The following is a 20,038-nucleotide window of genomic DNA, read 5'->3' as shown; positions in this document are numbered from 1 at the left end:
AAAAAGTGGGGTAAAAATGGCTTTTGAAAATGTAGTAATTACAAAAGAACTTGATGAAAAATATAAATTATCTAAAATATTTAACATTTACAATAGAAGGTATAAAACTATTCCAGAAAGAAAAAAGTTTTTATTTGATAGTGATAAAGAGTGTTTTTTGCTTGAATGCTACCATTATGAAGACCCAGAGTTTGATCATGCTTATCTTAGCAAGGCTGTGTATATTATGTGGTATCAAAATACCTTTATAGAGCTTGTGATAGATTATAATTTGCACGAGATGATTGGAAACGAGATGTATGATTATATCTATGAGATTTTAGATATAAAAGTGCTTGATTCTACTATTAAAGATAACAAAGAAGGCTTTAATGTAATAGGGTATGATTATATATGTAGAGTTTTAGACATTAAAGATAAATCACCGCTTAGCAAAGATGAAATCTTTAGCGTAGTAAAAGATGCTTTGTTAGCTTGTAAAGGCTATGGAGGAAAAATATATGTTTTAGATGAGATAACTAAACAAAAGTTAGAACAAACAAAACTATCATTAGATGAGGCAAACGAAATTTTGGATATTGCTGATGATACAGGGTATTTTGATTATATAGCAAAGCATTTAGATTTAAGATATCTTGGAGTTTTTAATAAATACACCGTTTTTTGCGAAGGGGTAAATGATATAAAAGATACAAGAAGTATTGATAAAACTATCGCTTTAAAGTTTTTGGATATTGATACAAATACAAGCTTGAAAAACGCTTTTATAAGGGTTTTTGATATAGACGAGCAAAGCTTGTTAAAAACCTTAAAAAGCGATATGTTTAAGTGTGTTGATATTTATAATATATTTAGCTCTCGCTTAAACAAAGAATTGCATGATACAAAAGAATACAAAGCTTATGTGGAATTTGAAATTATGTATGAGACTCTTTTAAAGCGTTTTGCACGAGAGACATCAGGTGCGGTGCGTGTGATAGTAAGCGATAATCCTAGTCATAGTTTTGTTCATGCTACTTGTAAAGAGATTATGAAAAATGAAAATATAACTATGATAAATGATATACCAAAGAAGTTTTATCATGATTGTGCATGGTATTATGAAGATTTGCTTGATGCTTTTAGACGCGAGAAGGAATTTTTCAAAGAACATGTAAAAGAAACAGAACTACTTCTAAAACAATTGTCAATATATAAAAAATACGGCGTGCGTGGTTTTAATATTTTTAGATTTTTTTATAAATACTATGATAAAGCTTTTAGATTTTTTAACAAATACTACAATCCTTTTATGAAAGTTGTTATATTTGGTTTGCAGTTAGCTTGTGTTTATTTTGTTATTAGATTAGTTATTGTTTTGCTTAAGATTTTTGGTTTGATTTAGTGTAATAAAGAATGTATTATTACTAAATTAACTTTATTTTAAAGGTAAGATATGAATGAGTTTTTAATATATCTAACATATTTTTTAGATAATTTACATGGTTTAGCTAGTGGAATTATTAGTATTTTAATTCCTATAGATTATGTGCCATTTTTTATTACCTATCCTACGCTTTTTGCCCTTACATTTTTTATAGGAATGAACCTTTATCCTAGATTTATAATAGCTTTATATATTTTATTTTTTTATTTGGTTATAAGAGTTGGGCTTATTGATAGAGATATCGGTGGGGGATTTGTAGTTTTACAACTATTGCTACCAATTGTATTTTCACTATTAATTTGGTGGTTTTATAAGTTAATAATGAAACAAAATCAAAAATTTATTAAAGTTATCTTTTATTTTTTCTCATTTTTAATGATTGCTTTTCACGGAATATTATTAATAAGTCATTTTAATTTACAGCAAAGTCCAAAGCACGAAGTAACAGAACTTAAAAAACCAAATACCTTATTATTAAGCACAATTGAAAAGCAAAACTATACGATAGATGGAAAATTTTTTAAAAGTGTAAAATTGATAGTTGATAAAGAAGTGCAAATATATGAAAATTATAAAAAATATGAAAAAATTTTTGAAGAAGAAGCTTCAAAATTACCAACTAGACTTAGCAAAGATAAGCTAATAAATTATGATATTTATGGTTATTTTGTGCCTTGTAACTATGCAAAATCATATATGTCTTTTAGAGAGCTAAAAATCCCAGAGCATCCTGATTTTGATAGAATTTCTAATTCCTTTGCTAGGTTATTTGTTGATAATTATTATCTTGATTTAGGTAATTATTCTAGCAGTGGTAGTTGCTCTAATGATGTTTATAAAAATTATTTAAATAAATTAAAAGGAGAATTAAAATGAGTTGTAGTTTAGAATACACATTTTTATTTTTAATATAATTATTTGAATTAATTTTTCATAATTAAATATATTAAACAAAATATTTTTATATTAATTATGCAAAAAAATATCAAGAAATATTCTTATTTTTAAATGAAGTAAAAAAGCAAATATTAATAAGATACAACTAGCTAAATATAACTAAAAGAATTTAAATTAGTGATAAAATCACAAGTATTATCTGATATAAAATAAAACATTTTGTTACAAGGAAATTAAAGTGGAAATTATCAATAAAAAGTGTGATATTTGTTCTTGTAAAATCTCAAAATTAACTTATAAAAAAGATTTAGGATTTATTAGTCTAAAATGTCCTAATTGTAATGCCTTGTATAGATTAAAAGACAAAATGTCTTTTGTTATGATAGATGCTGCTTTAGTGGATATTTCTCGTTGGGTTTGTGCATTGCTTTCTATTGTGCCTATTGCTTTATTGGATAAATTTATTAATAGCAGAATTATTCAAGTAGCAATATGGTTTTTAACTTTTTTGATTATTGCAAGTATTTTTTCATTCATTCATGATTATTTAGAATTGTTTATATTTTCAAAATTTGTTTTATTTGATAATAGTGAAACAATTGAAATTAAAAAATCTAGGTTAAGCAAATTAAAAGACTTTATGATTAATCTTAGTAAAAATATAAATATATTTTATAAAAAGTGCGATATTTGTTCTTGTAAAATCTCAAAATTAACTTATAAAAAAGATTTAGGATTTATTAGTCTAAAATGTCCTAATTGCAATGCTTTTTATATTTTAAAAAGCAAAATTAATGGCTTTTCTTTTAGCAATGCTTTGAGCGTTATTTTTGGTTTTATTAGCGCTATTATTACAATAATTTTTGCCACTTCAAATAAGAATTTAGCTAATGAAAATTTTGTATTTTTTATCTTTATATTATTTGCGATTTTTTTAATATCTATCGCTATTTTTTCTATTATTGAGCGTTATTTGAATATATTTATATTTTCTAAGTTTTTCTTGGTTGAAGATTTGAGTAAAATCAAAGCTAAAAGTAAAACAATAATAGACTATATTTTAAGCAAATTTAAATTCTTATAAATCATCACAAGTTTTAATTTATCTACACTATTGATAGGTATTCAATGCTTGTTTTAATGATTGCTTAAAGCTTTCTTGCAATGTTTTTGGTTCTAATATTTTTATATCAGGCAACCAACTTTTAACAAATCTTAATATTTCAAGCTCACTTGTATATTGTATATCTATTATTAGTGGATTTTCTTGAATTATTATTTGATGTTTAAAAAATTTTTTCATATCTTTTTGAAAATATTGTTTTATATTGTCGCTAATTTCTAATGTAGCCGTATTTACATTATCTAAATTATTATAATTACTTAAAGCATTATTTAATTTTTTTAGTTTTATATCTAATTTATCTGGAATTTCTATGTCTTTATAGTTAGAGCCAATAATTTCAGTGATATCTTCAATAAATGCTAATCTCTTAAGTTCAATGCTTTCATTTTCTTGTTTTACTAAAGCATACCAATTTTTATCACTATAAATTATTTTTAGAAAAATTACTTTATAAACTTCATTGCTTTTCATTGTAATAGTAGCTTTTAATTTTTTATTCATTAATTTGAAAATTTTTTTAGTATATTTTAATTCTAATTCACTCATTTTTGTATCTACTAAAGGATTATCTAGACACATAAAGTTATTTTTTAAATCTTTTGTAAGTTCTGTTATGTTGTTAGAATTCAATGTTTTTAATGTATTAAATGCTAAAAATTCATCATAATTATATTTTTTATCTGTAAAAAATCTCAAAAAATCATCATTTAAATAATCAGAATTTATTATGTATTTAAATGGGCGTTTTTCTTCATACATTTTAATATATTGACTAAGATAATTTGATATTTTAATGTTTTCAATGATTTTTGAAATGCTTTGTTTTGAAATATTATAATTTAGTTTTACTTTTAAATACTTAGTTATATCTTCTCTAGTAGCACCTTTTTCGCCTTTTTCATAAATTATTTTTATAATATTTAAATATAGAGTGAAGTTATCTAAGTTTGCTGGTTTTCTTTTGGTTTTTGTTCTTATCATTTTTATTCCTTATTGTTTTAGTCAATAATAATAGGACTTTAAAAGTATATTATTTCATTGTTTAATAAATACAACGAGATTAAAAGGAGAAAAAAATGGAAATAAAAATTAGCGAATTGGCTTTAAAAATTATAGCAGGCACAATAACAACGATAGCATTGGCAATAATAAGCTCAAATAATTCAGGTAATTCAAATCGCTTAGATAATACTTTTGATGATTTTGATGAGTTATTAAAATAAATCTAAAAGCCAAAATTTAATCAAAAGGAGAAGTAAAGAAAATCAAAAAATAATATATTTAATATTAAAATCTAAATTTATTTGATAAGAATATGTTGTAATACATAAACATTCTTAAGAATATGTATTACAAAAATACTTTTTTATAATGAGAATACATTAAAAAATCATTATCACTATAATCAAAATATTTCACTTATAATTGTATAATTTTATCACCTTTCTTATTTTAAACTTCCGTTTCTTTATATGTGATTTTTTATTTTTATACCACTTTTGAAATTTTATATGCCATTTGACTTTTACAAATATCAACCATGTTAATGCAAAGGCTGGATTTTTTCAATCCCCTAAATCGGGGCAATGTTCTCTAACTTATCCACCAAATGGGTTTAATTGTAGGTGTAAAGGTTTCAATCCCCTAAATCGGGGCAATGTTCTCTAACACAAAGAGCAGAAGATATAGTAAAAGCTTTATGTGTTTCAATCCCCTAAAGCGGGGCAATATTCTCTAACATGGTACAAAGCTATCGTAATTTTATATTTTTTAGTTTCAATCCCCTAAAGCGGGGCAATATTCTCTAACTATATAAAGACGCTATGCAAAAAGTTGAAGAATTAAGTTTCAATCCCCTAAAGCGGGGCAATATTCTCTAACGTTGGCAAAGAAATATGTCTGAGATAGATGCTAAAGTTTCAATCCCCTAAAGCGGGGCAATATTCTCTAACTTTAGCTAGATCTGGATCTTTGCCCCTAGCTTTTGTTTCAATCCCCTAAAGCGGGGCAATATTCTCTAACTAAAAAATCACAAAGGGGCGATTATTGTTTAAATTAGTTTCAATCCCCTAAAGCGGGGCAATATTCTCTAACAGAAGCAGTATCAAAAGTTAAACAAAATGTTATAAAGTTTCAATCCCCTAAAGCGGGGCAATATTCTCTAACTTAAGGGATTTAGTGGTATCTTTTCTAGAAGATAAGTTTCAATCCCCTAAAGCGGGGCAATATTCTCTAACCCTTAATTTTCCCATACTTTGTAAAAGAACTAAAATAAAAAATCATTATAAATATCCTTGATTAATGCCTAATTATCAGCAAATAATTTTAATACAATAAATTTTTTAGAAAATGCCAAGCAAAAGTTAAATTTCACTACTAAAACGCTTATTTCATTATAAAAATTTTTAATTTGCTTATCATTTTCTGATTTTAAGAAATTTTTAAAGTCTAAAAAGCCCATAATTAGGGCTTTTAAATCTTAAACAAAAATAAATTTTAGAAAATGCCAAGCAAAAATTCACAAAAACCCATAAAATTAAAATATTTAAGCTGATTTTAAGCCTAAAACTAGGTAAATGCGAAATGATAAAATGGGGTTTAGAGTGATATTTCTTGTTTTAAATTCCATAAATTGAAAATATTGAAAAATATAGAATTTAAATAAGAATTTTAACTTTTAATTTATTTAGATAGTCATAGATTTATAGACTAAAAATGATTATGATGGTTTAAAAAAAAAAAAAAAGAGATTAAATGCTTTATATAGTTTGTTATGATATAAATTCTAATAAAACTCGTAAGATAATCCACGATACTTTATTAAGCTGTGGTGAGAGAATAAATTTAAGTGTATTTGAATTAAATATAAGCTGTGATAAATTAAATAAACTTATAAAATATTTCAAATCCCTAATCAATCCTAAAACAGATATAATCAAAATATACCCAGTCAAAATGCAAATACCAAGTCATACAATAGGTAAAATCGTAGATAATTTCAATATTATTTAGCAAATATTAGGACAAAAACCTTTGTATTTTGTATTTGTTGTGATTGCTATTTTTAGTTTTTTTAATTGTTTTTGTATTATTTCATCTATGCTTAGATTTTTGCCTTCATAATATAAAGTATCTAAAAGTCTTTTAGCAAACATTTTGCCAAGCTTAGCTTTAAGTTCGCTATTTAATTCGTTACTAGCATTAGGACGATGAGAAAACCACGCAAATACAATCATATCTACAACATACACTCTAAATTCTTCAATAAAATCATATACAAGACTAGTGTTTTTATCATTATTTGAATGAAATAATCCTAAATATGGATTTATATTGATATCTATCATAAGTTTTTGAATTTTGTTATAAAGTATGGCGTAAAGATAATTTAGGCTCATATTGATAATGTCTTTTGCTCCTTTTTTATGGCGTTTTATAAAACCATAATCATTAAATCTTTTTGTAAATACATCAAAATACCATAGAGCAACTTTTCCTTCAATAGTTAGTAACTCTTGAGAGTTTTTAGCTTGTTTGATTTTTGATATATATTCTTTCATATTTGAGATATTGTTTTTATAGGTTTTGTGATATTTATCCATTCTTTTTATGAAATTACATTGATTTTTGCATTTTGCTAGTATTATTTGCTTTGATAATTCTAATTTAAATTCATCACTTAGTTTTGCTTGTAGTAACAATGTTTTGCTTGAGCTTTGGTTTTTATACAAGCTTATACTATCTAAGGCTTGATTTATAAATGTTATTTGTATTTTATATAAAGCTGCTAAAAATAATACATCTGATTTTATTGTTATCGTTGTATTTATGATAATTGATTTTAGTTTGCTTGGATGGATTTTGCTTATAGTTTCTTTATTATCTTTTATGCTTATAAATTCATTATCTTTAACCAAGCTAAGATTTGCTTTGTTTATATGCAAGACTTGTTTTGATGTTTTTTGCGAATTATTCATAATTTTCTCTTTTTGGATTTAAATATATCTAAGTTTTAGCTTTAAATATTAACAATCAATAAAGGCTTATTTGCAATAAAATTATTATAATTCTTATTGCAAATTCCTTTTTTTATTTGCTATTTCATTAAATAAATTTCAAATGATGAATGATAATATCTGATTATTTTTAAACAAGGTGGTGTGGTGAGATATGTGAAATTAAGTGTAAAAGGCATAAATATTAAGCCTAAAAATGAGTTTAATGGCTCGGCTGTTCGGGGGACTTTGGGTTGGGCGTTAAAAAGGGTTGATGAGAATATATTTGAGATGTTTTTTAATAAAGACAACGCAAGTTCAAAATACCGCTTAGAAATTGATTTTAATTCTTATGATTTTAGTATTTATCTTTTTAATGATTATATAAAATATACCCCTTATTTTGCTTTGGCTATGGAGCAAATGAGAGCTTTAGGGCTTGGAGTAGATAGACAAAAATATGATTATGAAAAAATATTTTTAAACGATGAGCCTTTTATGAGTAATAAAGGTGAATTATTAAATAAAGATATAAAAAGTATTGAAATAATCCCGCAAAATTCCTATAAAAATATAAAAGTGATTTTCAAAACCCCGTTTATGATAAATGATAAAAGCACAGATTTTAACCCACTTAGCTTTTTTATCTCGTTAAAACGCCGTTTTAATGAAATAAATGGCATAAACGAAAGAGTGTTTTTTGATGATAATTTTTCTTTTAGTCAAAGATTAATGGACTATAAATTATTAAGATACTCAAATAATCAAAGCAAAAAAATGAATTTTTATGCAAAAATTGGCGAAATTGATTTTTATAACCTTAGTGATGAGTGCGTGAGATTGCTTGAGATTGCAAGGCTTATAGGGGTCGGAAAACATACGGCTTTTGGTTTTGGCAAAATTGATTTAGAAAGGATAGAAAATGAGTGATTATCTAGTTTTAATTGATATAGCGGCTAAACAAGAATATATTTTTAGCTCAAATAAACTTAAAGATATGATAGGTGCTAGTGAGATTATAGCCCTTGCGAGTGATGTTGCAAAAATAAAAGAAAATTGTAAGGAATTTAATTTTGAGATAAGCAAGATAAAGGATTGTTTTAGTGGTGGCGGGAATGCTTATTTGTTTTTTGATAAGCTTGAAATTGCAAGAGAATTTATAGAAAAATACAGCCTATATTTACTTAAAACTTATCCTAGTTTAGTGCCTTATCTAGTGCCTTACAAAATGAGTGGGGATTATCAAAAAGATATCGCTGGTGCTAAAGATGAGTTAGATAATATTAGAAACAGCTTTTATCCACTTACGCATTCATTAAATATTGGCTTTGAAAGATTATGCCCTAGCTCAAATATCGGTGTAAATGAGAGTGGGGAGTTTAGCAACGCAACAGCTAGTAAAAGAAAGATGGTAGAAAATGCTAAAAGATTTGATAAGTATTTAGTTAATAAAGGATATGAATTTAGCAATGAGTTAGATGATATTTATATTCATAATAACGCTTTTATAAGTGTGGTGCATTGCGATATCAATGCACTTAGTGAAAAGGTAAAAAAGCTTGATAGTAAAGAAAAATCTAAAGAATTTTCTAAACAAATTGATGAAATTATGCAAGAAGCCTTTGAGAAAATGATAGATAAGCTAATTAATCACTTAGATAATGATGGTTTTGAGTTTAAAGATATAAAAATCACTAAAGATGATTTTAAAAAAGAAAATAAATATTATCTACCTATTAGACCGATTATTTTAAACGGAGATGATTTTACTTTTGTTAGTGAAGGTAGGCTTGGGGTTTGGCTTAGTAAGACTTTTATAAAAGAGCTTGAAAATGCTTCTAAAAAATATTTTGATAGTCTTTATGCAAGTGCAGGGATAGTAATATGCAAGGCTAAAACGCCGTTTAGTAGGGCGTATCAGCTTAGCGAAGAGCTAGCAAGTAAGGCAAAAACACTAGCAAAAAAGGATAATTCTAAATCAAGCCTAGCATTTTTAATTCTTTCAAATCAAGTAAAATCAGGATTAAATTACCTTGAAAAGACTTATACAAGCGAGAGATTAAGTGGCGAGAATAAATACATAAACCACGAAGGATATTTTATAAATAAAAACGAAAAATGCAAACATTATTATTTTGATGACCTTTTAAAGCTTGTTAAGATTTTAAACAAAATGGCAAGGTCTAAGATGATGAAAATTAGGGATTTGCTGTTTTACAATGATGATGAAAATATTAAAAAATATATTGAGATTTATTGCGAAAACGATGAGTTTAAGCCTAGCGACTTACTAGAAAACGACGAAATAAAACATAAAAATATGCTATTTGATGCAATAGAACTAAGTGCATTTTACCCACAAAAGGACGGACAATGATATTAAAAATTACACTTTTAAGTAATACGATAATTACAAATGGCAACGGCGATGCTTTAATAGATTTGGATTGCGATTATAATGAATACGGCTTGCCATATATCAGTGCAAAACGCCTAAAGGGAATGCTAAAAGATAGTGCAAATGAGCTTGTTTCTATGGGGCAAGATATAAATGTGCTTAGGCTTTTTGGCGATGAAAACAACGAAGGCATTATAAAACTAAGCGATGCGAGATTGCAAGATTATGATATTTTAGAAAAATTATCAAATGATTTTAAGCCAGATTTGTTTAAAAACTCTTTTTCAGTAGTGCTAAGTCAAACTAGCTTAGATGAGCGTGGAGTAGCTAAAAAAGGAAGTTTAAGACGCTTTAGGGCTTATGATAAAGGGCTTATATTTGAAAGCGAGATTGATGAGAATTTCAAACAGGAATTTCAAAAAGACTTAGAACTAATTTGCCTAAATCTTCGTTATATAGGGCATAAAAGAACTAGAGGTTTTGGTAAAGTAAAATGCGAAATAATAAAAAATAAAAAAATCAATGAAATATCTAAAAAAAGTGGGGATATTATGGTCTTTACTTTGCTTGATGATGTGGTGCTTACAAATCTTAGTGGCGATGAAAATACCATTGATACTAAGGAATATTTGAGTGCTAGTGCGATTAAAGGTGCTTTTAAAAAGCTTGGGGTGGAGTATTCTAAGCCACAAAATGCTTATTTTTATGATGATAAGAATATTTTTTATCCAGCACCGATGAACCTTAAAAAACTTAAATATGCACAAGAAAATTTGAAAATTTACACAGAAATTGATGAAGAAAAAGAAAAAGAAGAGCTAAAGAAAAATAATGATTTTAAAATAGAGAAAAAATCAAGCATAGGTGGATATATAAGTATAAAAAATGGCGTTTTAGCTAAAGCAAAAATAAGCACTATAAATAAAACCCATGTAAGCTTAGCCGATAAAGAAAATATGAGCCTTAAAGAGCTTGAAAAATATGAAAGTGAAGGCAAATATAAAAACAAAATCTTCTCATACACAGCAATTAGCAAGGGGCAACAATTTGCTATAAAGCTAATGGATGAAGAGAATTTTAGCGAACTTGATGGCAAGGTTTTAAGACTTGGCAAAAGTGCAAATTCTCAATATGGTAGGGTAAAAATCAGCTTTGAGAGTTCAAGCAATAAAGAAAGTAATTTTAATAATGAGTTTTATCTAGTGGCAATTAGTCCGGTATTATTAAGAAACGAAATTGGCGGATTTGAACCTAGTCTTGACGCACTTAAAAACGAACTAGAAAAACAAGGATTAAAGCTAGAAAAAATCGTAATTTCAAGATATGAAAAAGCACAATTTTATAACAATTCTTACAAGTGTAAAACCCCACAAGTAATGGGATTTAGCATAGGTAGTGTGTTTAAGGTTAGCGGGAATTTAAATCAGGAATTAGTGCAACTTAAAACTCAAGATGAATTTGGTTTTGGGTGGCTTAAAGCTTATAAAAGTTTTGATAATTTAGAGTTAAAAAGTGATAAAAAAGATAATGAAACAAATCAAAATTCTAAAAATAAACTAGAAAAACCAAAACTAAGTGATGATGAGCTTAAGAGCATAGAACCGGCACTTAAAAATATCTTAAAAAAAGACCTAGAACAAAGAGTGTTTTTAAGCAATGAGTATAAAAACTATGAAATTCAATATCCAGAATGTAAAAATCGTAGTAAAGATAAAATGACAAAAAGCGAATTGGCAAGAATTGAAAAGGTTTTAAATATCATAGGATTTGATAACGAAAAATCTATAATAGATTTGTTTAAAAAAGAGTTTAAGCCTAAGCAAAATGGAAAACAAAATGAATTTTTAGACAAAATGGAAAGAAATAAAAAAGGACTTAATTTAAGCGGTATTGATATTGAAAAATTTAAATTACCAAATTATGACAAATACTATGATAAAGAGTATTTGTTTTATTTAAAAATTAAAACACTTATAAGCAAACTCAAACAAGCTAGAAAGGAGACAAAATGAGCCAAGAAGTGCATAAAAAATTAATAAAAAAGATATTTTATAAAGGAACTTTAGTAAATAAAACAGCTTTTAAAATAGGCTCAAGTGAAGGCGATTTCATAGATAGCATGTGTTTAAAGGATAAATCTGATAAGCCTTATATTAGCGCTACAAGTCTAGCTGGAGTGCTAAAAAGTGAGCTTGGCGAGTGTCTTTTGCTAGGAACTGAAAATAATAAAAAGAGTGAAAAAAGTAGACTTATTTTAAATGATTGTTATTTAGATGAGAGAAGTAATTATCAAGTTAATATTAGAAATGGCATAAAGATAGTTCCTACAACAAATATAGCAGAAGATACAGCATTGTTTGATTATGAAGTTATTTCAGCTGGTTCGGATTTTGTTTTTGAAAGTGAAATTAACATTTATGAAAATGATAATTTAGATGATGATATAAAAGCTTATGAAGATATCTTACAAAGTGAAATAAATATAGGTGCTAAAACAATGTCAGGTCTTGGTAGATTTGCTTTTAAAGATACTGAAAATAACAAATTAGAGCTTAAAAAATACGAGTTTTTATTTCCAAATGATTTTGAAAAATATAAGGATTTCTTAAACAATAGCGAAAATGCACAATGTCAAATTCTAGAAAAACAAGACAAAAAACTAGGATTTATAATAAAAATTGATTTGGATATCACAAACTCACTTTTAATTGGTAGTGTAAATAACTATGATGAAAATGCAAAAGTAGCTAGTCTTAAAGAAAATGACAAATTTATAGCAAGCGGGACAAGCTTTAAAGGTGCTATTAAAAATCAAGCTTTAAAAATAGCAAATACTTTTAATTTAGGCGATGATTTTATAGATGAGCTTTTTGGTTACGCAGTAGATAAAAATACTGATACTAAAAAAGCAGGCGATACTCAAAAATCAAGAGTTAGGGTTGGTGAAAGTGAAATTAAAAACGTCATGGAAAAACTTCATCAAAGAAATAAAATAGATAGATTTAGTGGGGCGACCATTGATGGAGCATTGTTTGATGCTAAGGTTATTTATGATGGCAAAATCAATCTAAGTATAGAGCTAAAAAACCCAAGCCCTAAAGAAAAAGCATTAATGCTTTTTGTAGCAAGGGATTTGTGTGCTGGATTTTTAGCCGTTGGTGGGGGTAAAAATATCGGTCGTGGGGTGTTTAGTGGTAAGTTTAGCGCTTATGAAAACGGCAAAGAGTTAAAGCCAAACGAGATGAGTGAGATAGCTAAGGAGTTGCTAAAATGAAAGAGCTTTTAAAAGATTTTGATAATGCAAAAATCATCATATGGACAAAGGATAAAATGCTATTTGGTAAGGTAACAAACGGCGAAATGGAATTTCAATCAGGAATTAGTACTTTAAATAAAGATGAGATTTTAGAATTTCGTGCATTTGATGAGGTTAAAGAGCTTTATTTTTGGGGTGATAATTCAAGGCTTTATGAATTTAAAGGTGATGAAATAAATAGTACAACAATAATGTTAGGCAAAGTTGTGGATTGTGAAAATGGCTGGAGCAAGGTAGATGATGGTAGGGGTGGGAAGTTTTACTTGCCACTTGAAAGACAAAAGGACAATGAAATCATCATAGAAAAATACGACATTATAGGTTATCACGAAGACACAAATCAAGCTTATATAAAAGGCTATGCAATAAAGGAGATAAGATGAATAATCCGTTTGGAGATTTTTTTGCAAATAATGGAACAAATAAACAAAAAGAAATAGCTAAAAGAAATAACCAAGAAAAGCAAACAAAAGAAAAAGCACAAGAAAAGGCTAATTTTAATAATCATAAAAAACAATCAGGTGGCACTAAAAGTGAAGGTGGAATTGTTGGCAAGGCTACAGCTTCATATAATTTCATTCCCTTAAATCATAAAAATGAGTTTGCTAAGTTTAAAAAACCTGATGATTTTGACAATTTTAATGGAATTAGTGGGGAAATAAACCTAACAATAACCACAAAAACACCATTTTTTATAGGTGATGAACAAAAACAAGGAGAAGTTAAAAAATTCTTTAGTATAGACGGAGCAACTCCAAAAATTCCAGGTTCAAGCCTAAGAGGAATGATAAGAAATCTTGTAGAAATCGTAAGTTATGGCAAATTTGAAAATACAAATCTAACTACTTTTTATTATAGAAATATGGCAGGTAAAGGTGAAAGCACGCTTAAAGCTGAATATGCAAGAATAATGTCAAGCAAAGATAAAGATGGGGTGCCAAGACCTAACGCTAAGTTTGGGTATTTTGTAAAAGAGAGCGAGAGAAAATATGTAATTTATAAAGCTACAAAAGAACAAGCATATAAATGTAGTATTTATAAAGATAACCATCTAAAAGGATTGAGTGAATTAGAAAAGCACCCAAATGCTTTAAAGTTATGCCAAGAAATAGCAAATAAAAGTATGGAAATTAACTTGGTTGGTGATAAATATATAGTTTATACAGGAGTTACAACGGCAAAAATTAATCATAGCAAAAATATTAAAAGTGCTAAAAAAACATATTTTAAATTCAAAAAACTAAGCAAAGATGAGTTAAAGGCTTTGGATAAAATAAGTCTTGATTATGAGCTTATAGAGCTTTACGAAGCTGATAATAAAAGACAGCCACAAAGGGATAAAAAGTTTTTAAACCTTGTAAAGCTTGCAAATGATTATGAAAAATACCCAAACGGAGTTCCGTGCTTTTTTGTTGAACATGAAAGAGCAGGGATAAAATATGTATTTTTTGGTCATACACCGTATTTTAGAATACCTTATTTTAAAAGCGTAAAAGAGCATATACCTAAGTATGAATTTGGTGAAAATGATTTTGATTTAACAGAATGTATTTTTGGTAAAGAAAGCAAATTTGCTTCTAGGGTGTTCTTTGAAGATGCAAACCTAGTAAGTGATTTAAAAGATATTTTTCAAAAAGAAACAAGAACTCAAAATTTGCAAGGTCCAAAACCAACTTCTTATAATATGTATTTAGAAAATAGCTTAAAATCAAAAGTTAGTAGCGTTAAACATTATAATGATGATGTAATGCTAAGAGGCTATAAAATGTATCACCATAAAGATACAAAAAATGAAAAGGATTATGAATTTATTCCAGATCAACAACGCCCAGATAATGAAAAAATGAAAAATGTTATAAGAGCTATAAAAAGTGGTGTTAATTTTAAAGGTAAAATCAGATTTTCTAATCTAAAAGATTATGAATTAGGTGCTTTAATGTTTGTTTTGAACTTGCCTAAAAATTGTTTTCATAAGCTTGGCGGAGCTAAACCACTTGGGCTTGGAAGTGTTGAAATAAATGCTAAATTAAGCGTGTATGATATAGCTAAAAGTTATGAGAATTTGTTTTCAGATAATGGCATATGTGAGCTAAGTTTAATCAACGAGCAAAAAGACTATATAAAGGCGTTTGAAAGCAAGATTTTGGAGCAAATTGGTTCAAAAAATAATAGCTTATGGGAAGAGCCGAGACTAAAAGAGCTAGAAATAATGCTTAATTATGAAAAATCAAAAAATATTGATAGTAGATATATGGATATTAACGATTTTAAGCATAAAGATAAGGTTTTGCCACTCCCTAGTGAATTAATAAAAAAGCAAGGTTAAAAGCCTTGCAAAAGGTGTAAAAATGAGTGAAATAAAAATACCTTCTAGAAAAGGACTTCAAATTGTAAAGAAAAGTGTTGATAAAAAGGAAAATAAAATGCAATGTGAAAATACGCAAAACCCTCAAAGCGCAGAGCAAACCAACGAAAATTTACCATTACAAGGCAAAACCAAAATAAAAATCATTAGTTTTTTAGGTATGACAAATACTTATAAAGATGTAGAAGATTTTCAAATAAAAAGCAAAGAAGATATAAATACAAAAGGACTAAAACAACCAAAACAAGCACAATATATTCTAACAAGCAATTTTTATAAGGTTTTTGAAGTAGAAAAAGATACGATTAAGCTTGATATGTGGAGTGCTACGGAGTGTTTGCTTAAAGAATTTAATAACGATAATTTTGACTTTACACTATACGGCACAAAATTATCAAATAAAAAGCAAAGCCCAATTTATGGTGATAAAATTACCCCAAAAGAGTTTGATCAGAAAGAATATTCTAAATTTTTAGGGGATTTGATAAATGATTTAAAAAATGATTTTAGTTCAAATAAGTATAAAAAAATCATAATAGATATTACCCACGGCTTTAGAGATAATACGATTTTGGCTATTTTTGCAGGGCTTATTCAAGCTAATATTAATAAAGATTTTAAGATAAATTTCATCGTGGCAAAGGAGATAATCAAACAACAAGAATATGAATTTATAAGCCTTGATGAATATGTTGAAAATATGGTTATGTCAAATGTCTTAAGCACTTTTAAACAATGCTTAAAAGTGCCTGATTATAACCTTGATAATCCGCTTTATTTAGCTTTAAAAGGTTTTAGCGACGCGCTTTTTAAAAATCAAATTCAAGATATAAATAAAAATTTAAAAAATCTTTTTTATTACGAAAGAAATCCATTGCAAAGTCTTTTAAATTTGCAACCTTTAATAAATGAGATAATGCTTGAATTACAAGGCTTAAATAAAGTAAATATCAAGTCAGCAGGTAATGGTAAAATCAAGCCTAAAAGAGCTTTTTATTATGAATTAGCTGTGCTTTATAAAAAACACGATTATTTTTTAAATTGCGTTCAGTTTTTACTTGAATCTATATATTTACATATTTTTAATGAGTTTAAACAACAACTAGATAGGGCTAAATATGAATATTGTTATTCTGAATATAAAGCAATTAGAAATTTTTTACTTAGTTTTGAAGAAACTAAGCCAAATGTAAATCAAAATAATCACAGATATACTAAGTATAAAAACACTTTTCCTGATGATATAAAATTATTTAATTCTGTGATTAATTTAACTAAAAAAATAGCTGATTTAAGGAATAGAATGTCTCATTGTGATGCCTTTAGCGATGATTATGAAAACAATTATAAAACTAGAATAGAAGAATTTTTTAATTCTTATGATGAAATATTTAATAATTTAAATTTTAGTCAAGAATTAAAAGATAAATTGATTTTAGACATAAAGGCAAAAGTAAAATGATTGCTATGCACTTATTTTTTTCACACGAATTAAGCGATGAGCAAATAAACGACGCTAAAACTAGCCTAAAAATAGTAGAATTTAAAGCCTTGCCAAAGGATTTGCAAACTAAGTTTTCCAATGTCCCGCCAGAGCTTGATAACTTAGATGATTATGCAAGAGATTTTTATGAATATATCGATGAAAGCACCAAAAAAGGTGATTATGTGCTTATTAGTGGGGATTTTGGCTTGTGTTTTAAACTTATAAATTACGCTAAATCAAAAGCTTTAAAACCCATTTATTCCACTACAAAAAGAGAAGTTTTAAAAGATGAAAATGGTATAAAACAAAGCGTTTTTAAACATATAAGGTTTAGGGAATTTTAAAAAATTATATTTTATTATGGGTATTTTATAAGTCAATGAATTGTATAAAATAATTTATTGATTTATACAATATTTGTATTGTTTGTTATAAATTTTATTATTTTAATTACGATATAAGCTAGTAAAGCTCATAACATATTTAAGACCTTTTTAGCGGCTTTTACACCTTCATGCCATAATTTATGTCTTTTTAATACATATTTAGCATCAATTTTTCCACCAAACATAGCACCTAAAAGTGCTCTATTAGTCTTAAAAACAAAAGCAAATAAATGTATAAATATCCAAAAAATCATTAAAAACATTCCAATATTATGTAGTAATGCTACTAAAAATATAGAGTTTTCACTAATTGAAATTCCTGCTAAATTTTTATAAGTTTTAATAAGCCCTGTAATAATCAAAACAGCCATAATAATTACAAGTCCTAAATACGCAAGGCGTTGTTCTGGTAGGTATTTTTCGCAAGGTTCTTCTTCTTTGTTAAAAATTATTGCATAGATTAATTTTATGCTTTTTTTAATATCACCTTTTTTTGGAAGTATTGAAAAATCTTTGCGTAAAATATAATATGTAATATGCAAAAATACAAAAAATATCAAGCTAATACTAAAAATATAATGAATCATCAAACTAATATAATAATCCACACTCCAAGACATTAAAGGTAGTTTATAAATCATATATCTTTTTGCGACAGGCATTTGCAAAATACCACTAAAAATCAACGCAAAAACACTAATCATTATTCCTAAATGAGTTATTTGATTAAATATACTTTGTCTTTTAATTTTCATTTTTTTTCCTTAGTAAAACACCTGCTAAAACACCTGCAATAGGGCTTAATAAAACACTTTTAATAATTTTGTCATTACTGGTTATTTTGTTATTTATATCTACTTTCATATGTGCTATTCCTTGAGTGTTGTTTGCGTGTTTTTTGCTTATTGCTTCTTGAATTTTTTCAAATGAAATCGGCGATACATAAAAAGTCGCAGTTCCGCCGTTTTGTTTATCTCCGTAAATATATGTGCCATCATCTTTAGCTAAATCTTTATATTCTTGTGCCTTTTTTAGGGCTAGTAATTTTATTTTTTCCTTATTTGCATATATCATTGCGTTTTTAGGACAAGCACTCACACAAGCAGGAATACTAATATCAGCACATAAATCGCATTTATACATAACTCCACCACCTGCTAATTTAGGTGCTATTTTAAGATAAACTCCAACTCCTGCTTGTCGTTGTGGTATGTGCCAAGGGCAAACATCTTTACATTTTGCTCCACCAAAACAAACATTAGGGTTAATCTTAACTGCTGAATTATCTTTGCTAATTGCTCCAAAAGGACATATTTTAAGGCAGGTTGGGTCATCACAATGCATACAGTGTCTTGGGATATTTATATTTTTATTATCTATGTTTAATTTTTCAACATATATGAAATTATAAGGATTTAGCCTATTAATCTCATCTTTTTTGTCTTGATAATCTTCATAAAATTTTTGTGGATAATAATTTGGTATTTCGCTAATTGGTTTAGGAAAAACATCTTTATTTTTTAATTTACAAGCACTTACGCATAAAGGTGTTGCTAAATTAGCACAGCCATCGCAAAGGCTTAAATCAATTAGTTTTGCCATTTTTTCTTGATTAGTATTCGCAAAAACCTTGCTTACACTAGCAATTCCTGCGATTTTTAAAAAATTTCTTCTATCTAAACTCATAATATTCCTTTTTTTGATAAAGTATAAGAGTTTTTAAAAATTATGTATGTGATAAAGTTACAATGAAAAAGATTGAAGATTTTTTAAATTCTATATTTACAAATAATGAGCTAATTAAAAAATGTTTAGAAAAAGGTCTTTTTAAGACTTATAAAAAAGGTGATGATTTATGGGATTGTCAAGGGCTTATATTTATAATTGATGGAAGTATTAAGATATTTATTGATAATGGCATTAGAAAGATTGATATTTTTAATTTATCAAATGATGAATATTGCTTATTATCAGCTTCTTGTGTGCTAAATAATATTAGTTTTGATGTTAATATTGAGTTTGTAAAAAACACTAATGTTTGGGTAATTCCTAGCAAAGATTTAGAAGAATTAAGCGAAAAATATTTAGAATTTAAACAGCTAAAATTAGACATTATTTCTAAAAGACTTAGCGAAATTATGCAATTTTTAGAAGATTTTGCTTTTATGCCGCTTTCAAATCGTGTTTTAAAATATATAAAAGATAATGCAAGTAATAATGAATTAAAAATCACTCACGAAGAATTAGCAAGAGTAGTAGGTAGCTCAAGGGAAAGTATTTCAAGGGTTTTAAAAGAGTTGAAAAATGATAATAAAATCGTGTTAAAACGAGGTGCTATTATTGTTTGTACTTAAAGAATTTAAAACAGGAGTTTAAAATAAATCTTAGATATTGCTAGATTTAAAATCTAAATTTCAAATTCAAATTCTTTAAAATTAAATGATTTTTCTAATTGCAATACTAAAAATAAAGCTATTTAAAATAATTTGAAATAGGATTTTGGTTTTTTATAATTATTTATATTATAAACTTTACTTATAAATCCTAATAACCATAAACTCCACCAAACCCTTATTTCCCAAGTATTTTCAACAATCAATTACCACTAGTCCATTTCAAATAACTCAAAAACTTTTTCACTAA

At 26.8% G+C, this 20,038-nt stretch carries 19 protein-coding genes and 1 CRISPR repeat array; of the genes, 14 read left to right on the top strand and 5 right to left on the bottom strand.

Annotated elements, in window-relative coordinates; genetic code table 11:
* The first annotated feature begins 16 nt into the window (after positions 1-16).
* The 3 genes from AVBRAN9334_RS06150 to AVBRAN9334_RS06140 all read left to right on the top strand — a co-directional run bounded on the left by AVBRAN9334_RS06150 (position 17) and on the right by AVBRAN9334_RS06140 (position 3,407).
* Complete coding sequence (locus tag AVBRAN9334_RS06150; RefSeq protein ID WP_336607284.1) at positions 17-1,384, top strand: hypothetical protein; 1,368 nt, start codon at positions 17-19, stop codon at positions 1,382-1,384.
* A 51-nt stretch (positions 1,385-1,435) separates the two neighbouring features.
* Positions 1,436-2,302: a hypothetical protein gene (locus tag AVBRAN9334_RS06145; RefSeq protein WP_336607283.1), complete on the top strand. Its 867-nt coding sequence runs from the start codon at positions 1,436-1,438 to the stop codon at positions 2,300-2,302.
* Positions 2,303-2,561: 259 nt separating this feature from the next.
* The gene (locus AVBRAN9334_RS06140; protein ID WP_336607282.1) at positions 2,562-3,407 is read left to right on the top strand and encodes a hypothetical protein; all 846 of its coding nucleotides are present in this window, start codon (positions 2,562-2,564) and stop codon (positions 3,405-3,407) included.
* A 27-nt stretch (positions 3,408-3,434) separates the two neighbouring features.
* Here the strand turns inward: AVBRAN9334_RS06140 and AVBRAN9334_RS06135 are convergent, their stop codons facing one another.
* Positions 3,435-4,430, bottom strand: a complete 996-nt coding sequence (locus AVBRAN9334_RS06135; protein ID WP_336607281.1) for a WYL domain-containing protein — start codon at positions 4,428-4,430, stop codon at positions 3,435-3,437.
* 95 nt (positions 4,431-4,525) lie between these two features.
* Between AVBRAN9334_RS06135 and AVBRAN9334_RS06130 the strand changes: the two genes are divergently transcribed.
* Positions 4,526-4,672 carry a hypothetical protein gene (locus tag AVBRAN9334_RS06130; protein WP_214150606.1) on the top strand — a complete coding sequence of 49 codons (147 nt, stop codon included), beginning with the start codon at positions 4,526-4,528 and terminating at the stop codon, positions 4,670-4,672.
* Between the two features lie 339 nt (positions 4,673-5,011).
* A CRISPR array of direct repeats spans positions 5,012-5,686; the repeat unit is 36 nt; unit sequence GTTTCAATCCCCTAAAGCGGGGCAATATTCTCTAAC.
* Between the two features lie 68 nt (positions 5,687-5,754).
* On the opposite strand, the gene AVBRAN9334_RS06125 is transcribed toward AVBRAN9334_RS06130, so the two are convergent.
* Positions 5,755-5,910: a hypothetical protein gene (locus AVBRAN9334_RS06125; protein WP_336607280.1), complete on the bottom strand. Its 156-nt coding sequence runs from the start codon at positions 5,908-5,910 to the stop codon at positions 5,755-5,757.
* 293 nt (positions 5,911-6,203) lie between these two features.
* Here AVBRAN9334_RS06125 and cas2 point away from each other — a divergent pair, with 293 nt between their 5' ends.
* Complete coding sequence (gene cas2, locus AVBRAN9334_RS06120) at positions 6,204-6,461, top strand: CRISPR-associated endonuclease Cas2 (RefSeq protein WP_336607279.1); 258 nt, start codon at positions 6,204-6,206, stop codon at positions 6,459-6,461.
* On the opposite strand, the gene cas1 is transcribed toward cas2, so the two are convergent.
* A complete protein-coding gene (gene cas1 / locus AVBRAN9334_RS06115) occupies positions 6,458-7,426 on the bottom strand; it encodes a CRISPR-associated endonuclease Cas1 (protein WP_336607278.1) in 969 nt (322 codons plus the stop codon). The two genes, cas2 and cas1, sit on opposite strands and share 4 nt — an antisense overlap.
* Positions 7,427-7,612: 186 nt before the next feature.
* On the opposite strand from cas1, the gene cas6 reads away from it, so the two are divergent.
* From cas6 to csx20, 8 genes are read left to right on the top strand one after another with little or no spacing between them, the layout of a single operon-like run.
* Positions 7,613-8,374, top strand: a complete 762-nt coding sequence (cas6, locus tag AVBRAN9334_RS06110; RefSeq protein ID WP_336607277.1) for a CRISPR system precrRNA processing endoribonuclease RAMP protein Cas6 — start codon at positions 7,613-7,615, stop codon at positions 8,372-8,374.
* Positions 8,367-9,821, top strand: coding sequence for a Cas10/Cmr2 second palm domain-containing protein (locus tag AVBRAN9334_RS06105; RefSeq protein WP_336607276.1), 1,455 nt, complete (start codon positions 8,367-8,369; stop codon positions 9,819-9,821). The genes cas6 and AVBRAN9334_RS06105 overlap by 8 nt, the downstream gene beginning before the upstream one ends.
* Positions 9,818-11,854, top strand: a complete 2,037-nt coding sequence (locus AVBRAN9334_RS06100; protein WP_336607275.1) for an RAMP superfamily CRISPR-associated protein — start codon at positions 9,818-9,820, stop codon at positions 11,852-11,854. Before AVBRAN9334_RS06105 ends, AVBRAN9334_RS06100 begins: the two co-directional genes overlap by 4 nt.
* A complete protein-coding gene (locus AVBRAN9334_RS06095) occupies positions 11,851-13,116 on the top strand; it encodes an RAMP superfamily CRISPR-associated protein (protein WP_336607274.1) in 1,266 nt (421 codons plus the stop codon). The genes AVBRAN9334_RS06100 and AVBRAN9334_RS06095 overlap by 4 nt, the downstream gene beginning before the upstream one ends.
* Positions 13,113-13,541, top strand: coding sequence for a type III-D CRISPR-associated protein Csx19 (gene csx19 / locus AVBRAN9334_RS06090; protein ID WP_336607273.1), 429 nt, complete (start codon positions 13,113-13,115; stop codon positions 13,539-13,541). The genes AVBRAN9334_RS06095 and csx19 overlap by 4 nt, the downstream gene beginning before the upstream one ends.
* Positions 13,538-15,484, top strand: coding sequence for a TIGR03986 family type III CRISPR-associated RAMP protein (locus AVBRAN9334_RS06085; RefSeq protein WP_336607272.1), 1,947 nt, complete (start codon positions 13,538-13,540; stop codon positions 15,482-15,484). Before csx19 ends, AVBRAN9334_RS06085 begins: the two co-directional genes overlap by 4 nt.
* Positions 15,485-15,506: 22 nt before the next feature.
* Positions 15,507-16,985 carry a CRISPR-associated DxTHG motif protein gene (locus AVBRAN9334_RS06080; RefSeq protein ID WP_336607271.1) on the top strand — a complete coding sequence of 493 codons (1,479 nt, stop codon included), beginning with the start codon at positions 15,507-15,509 and terminating at the stop codon, positions 16,983-16,985.
* Positions 16,982-17,353: a CRISPR-associated protein Csx20 gene (csx20, locus tag AVBRAN9334_RS06075; protein ID WP_336607270.1), complete on the top strand. Its 372-nt coding sequence runs from the start codon at positions 16,982-16,984 to the stop codon at positions 17,351-17,353. The genes AVBRAN9334_RS06080 and csx20 overlap by 4 nt, the downstream gene beginning before the upstream one ends.
* 128 nt (positions 17,354-17,481) lie before the next feature.
* Here the strand turns inward: csx20 and AVBRAN9334_RS06070 are convergent, their stop codons facing one another.
* Together AVBRAN9334_RS06070 and AVBRAN9334_RS06065 are read right to left on the bottom strand one after the other, a co-directional pair.
* Positions 17,482-18,150 (bottom strand): cytochrome b/b6 domain-containing protein, encoded by a 669-nt coding sequence (locus AVBRAN9334_RS06070; protein WP_336607269.1) that lies wholly within the window; start codon positions 18,148-18,150, stop codon positions 17,482-17,484.
* The gene (locus AVBRAN9334_RS06065) at positions 18,140-19,081 is read right to left on the bottom strand and encodes a 4Fe-4S dicluster domain-containing protein (RefSeq protein ID WP_336607268.1); all 942 of its coding nucleotides are present in this window, start codon (positions 19,079-19,081) and stop codon (positions 18,140-18,142) included. Before AVBRAN9334_RS06065 ends, AVBRAN9334_RS06070 begins: the two co-directional genes overlap by 11 nt.
* 62 nt (positions 19,082-19,143) lie before the next feature.
* On the opposite strand from AVBRAN9334_RS06065, the gene AVBRAN9334_RS06060 reads away from it, so the two are divergent.
* On the top strand, positions 19,144-19,749 hold the full coding sequence (locus AVBRAN9334_RS06060; protein WP_239803264.1) for a Crp/Fnr family transcriptional regulator: 606 nt from the start codon (positions 19,144-19,146) through the stop codon (positions 19,747-19,749).
* The last annotated feature ends 289 nt before the right edge of the window (positions 19,750-20,038 follow it).

This window comes from Campylobacter sp. RM9334, assembly GCF_020138145.1.
Lineage (GTDB): Bacteria > Campylobacterota > Campylobacteria > Campylobacterales > Campylobacteraceae > Campylobacter_E.
The sequence above is the reverse complement of the archived record's forward strand: the minus strand, read 5'-3'. Positions and strand labels throughout refer to the sequence as shown.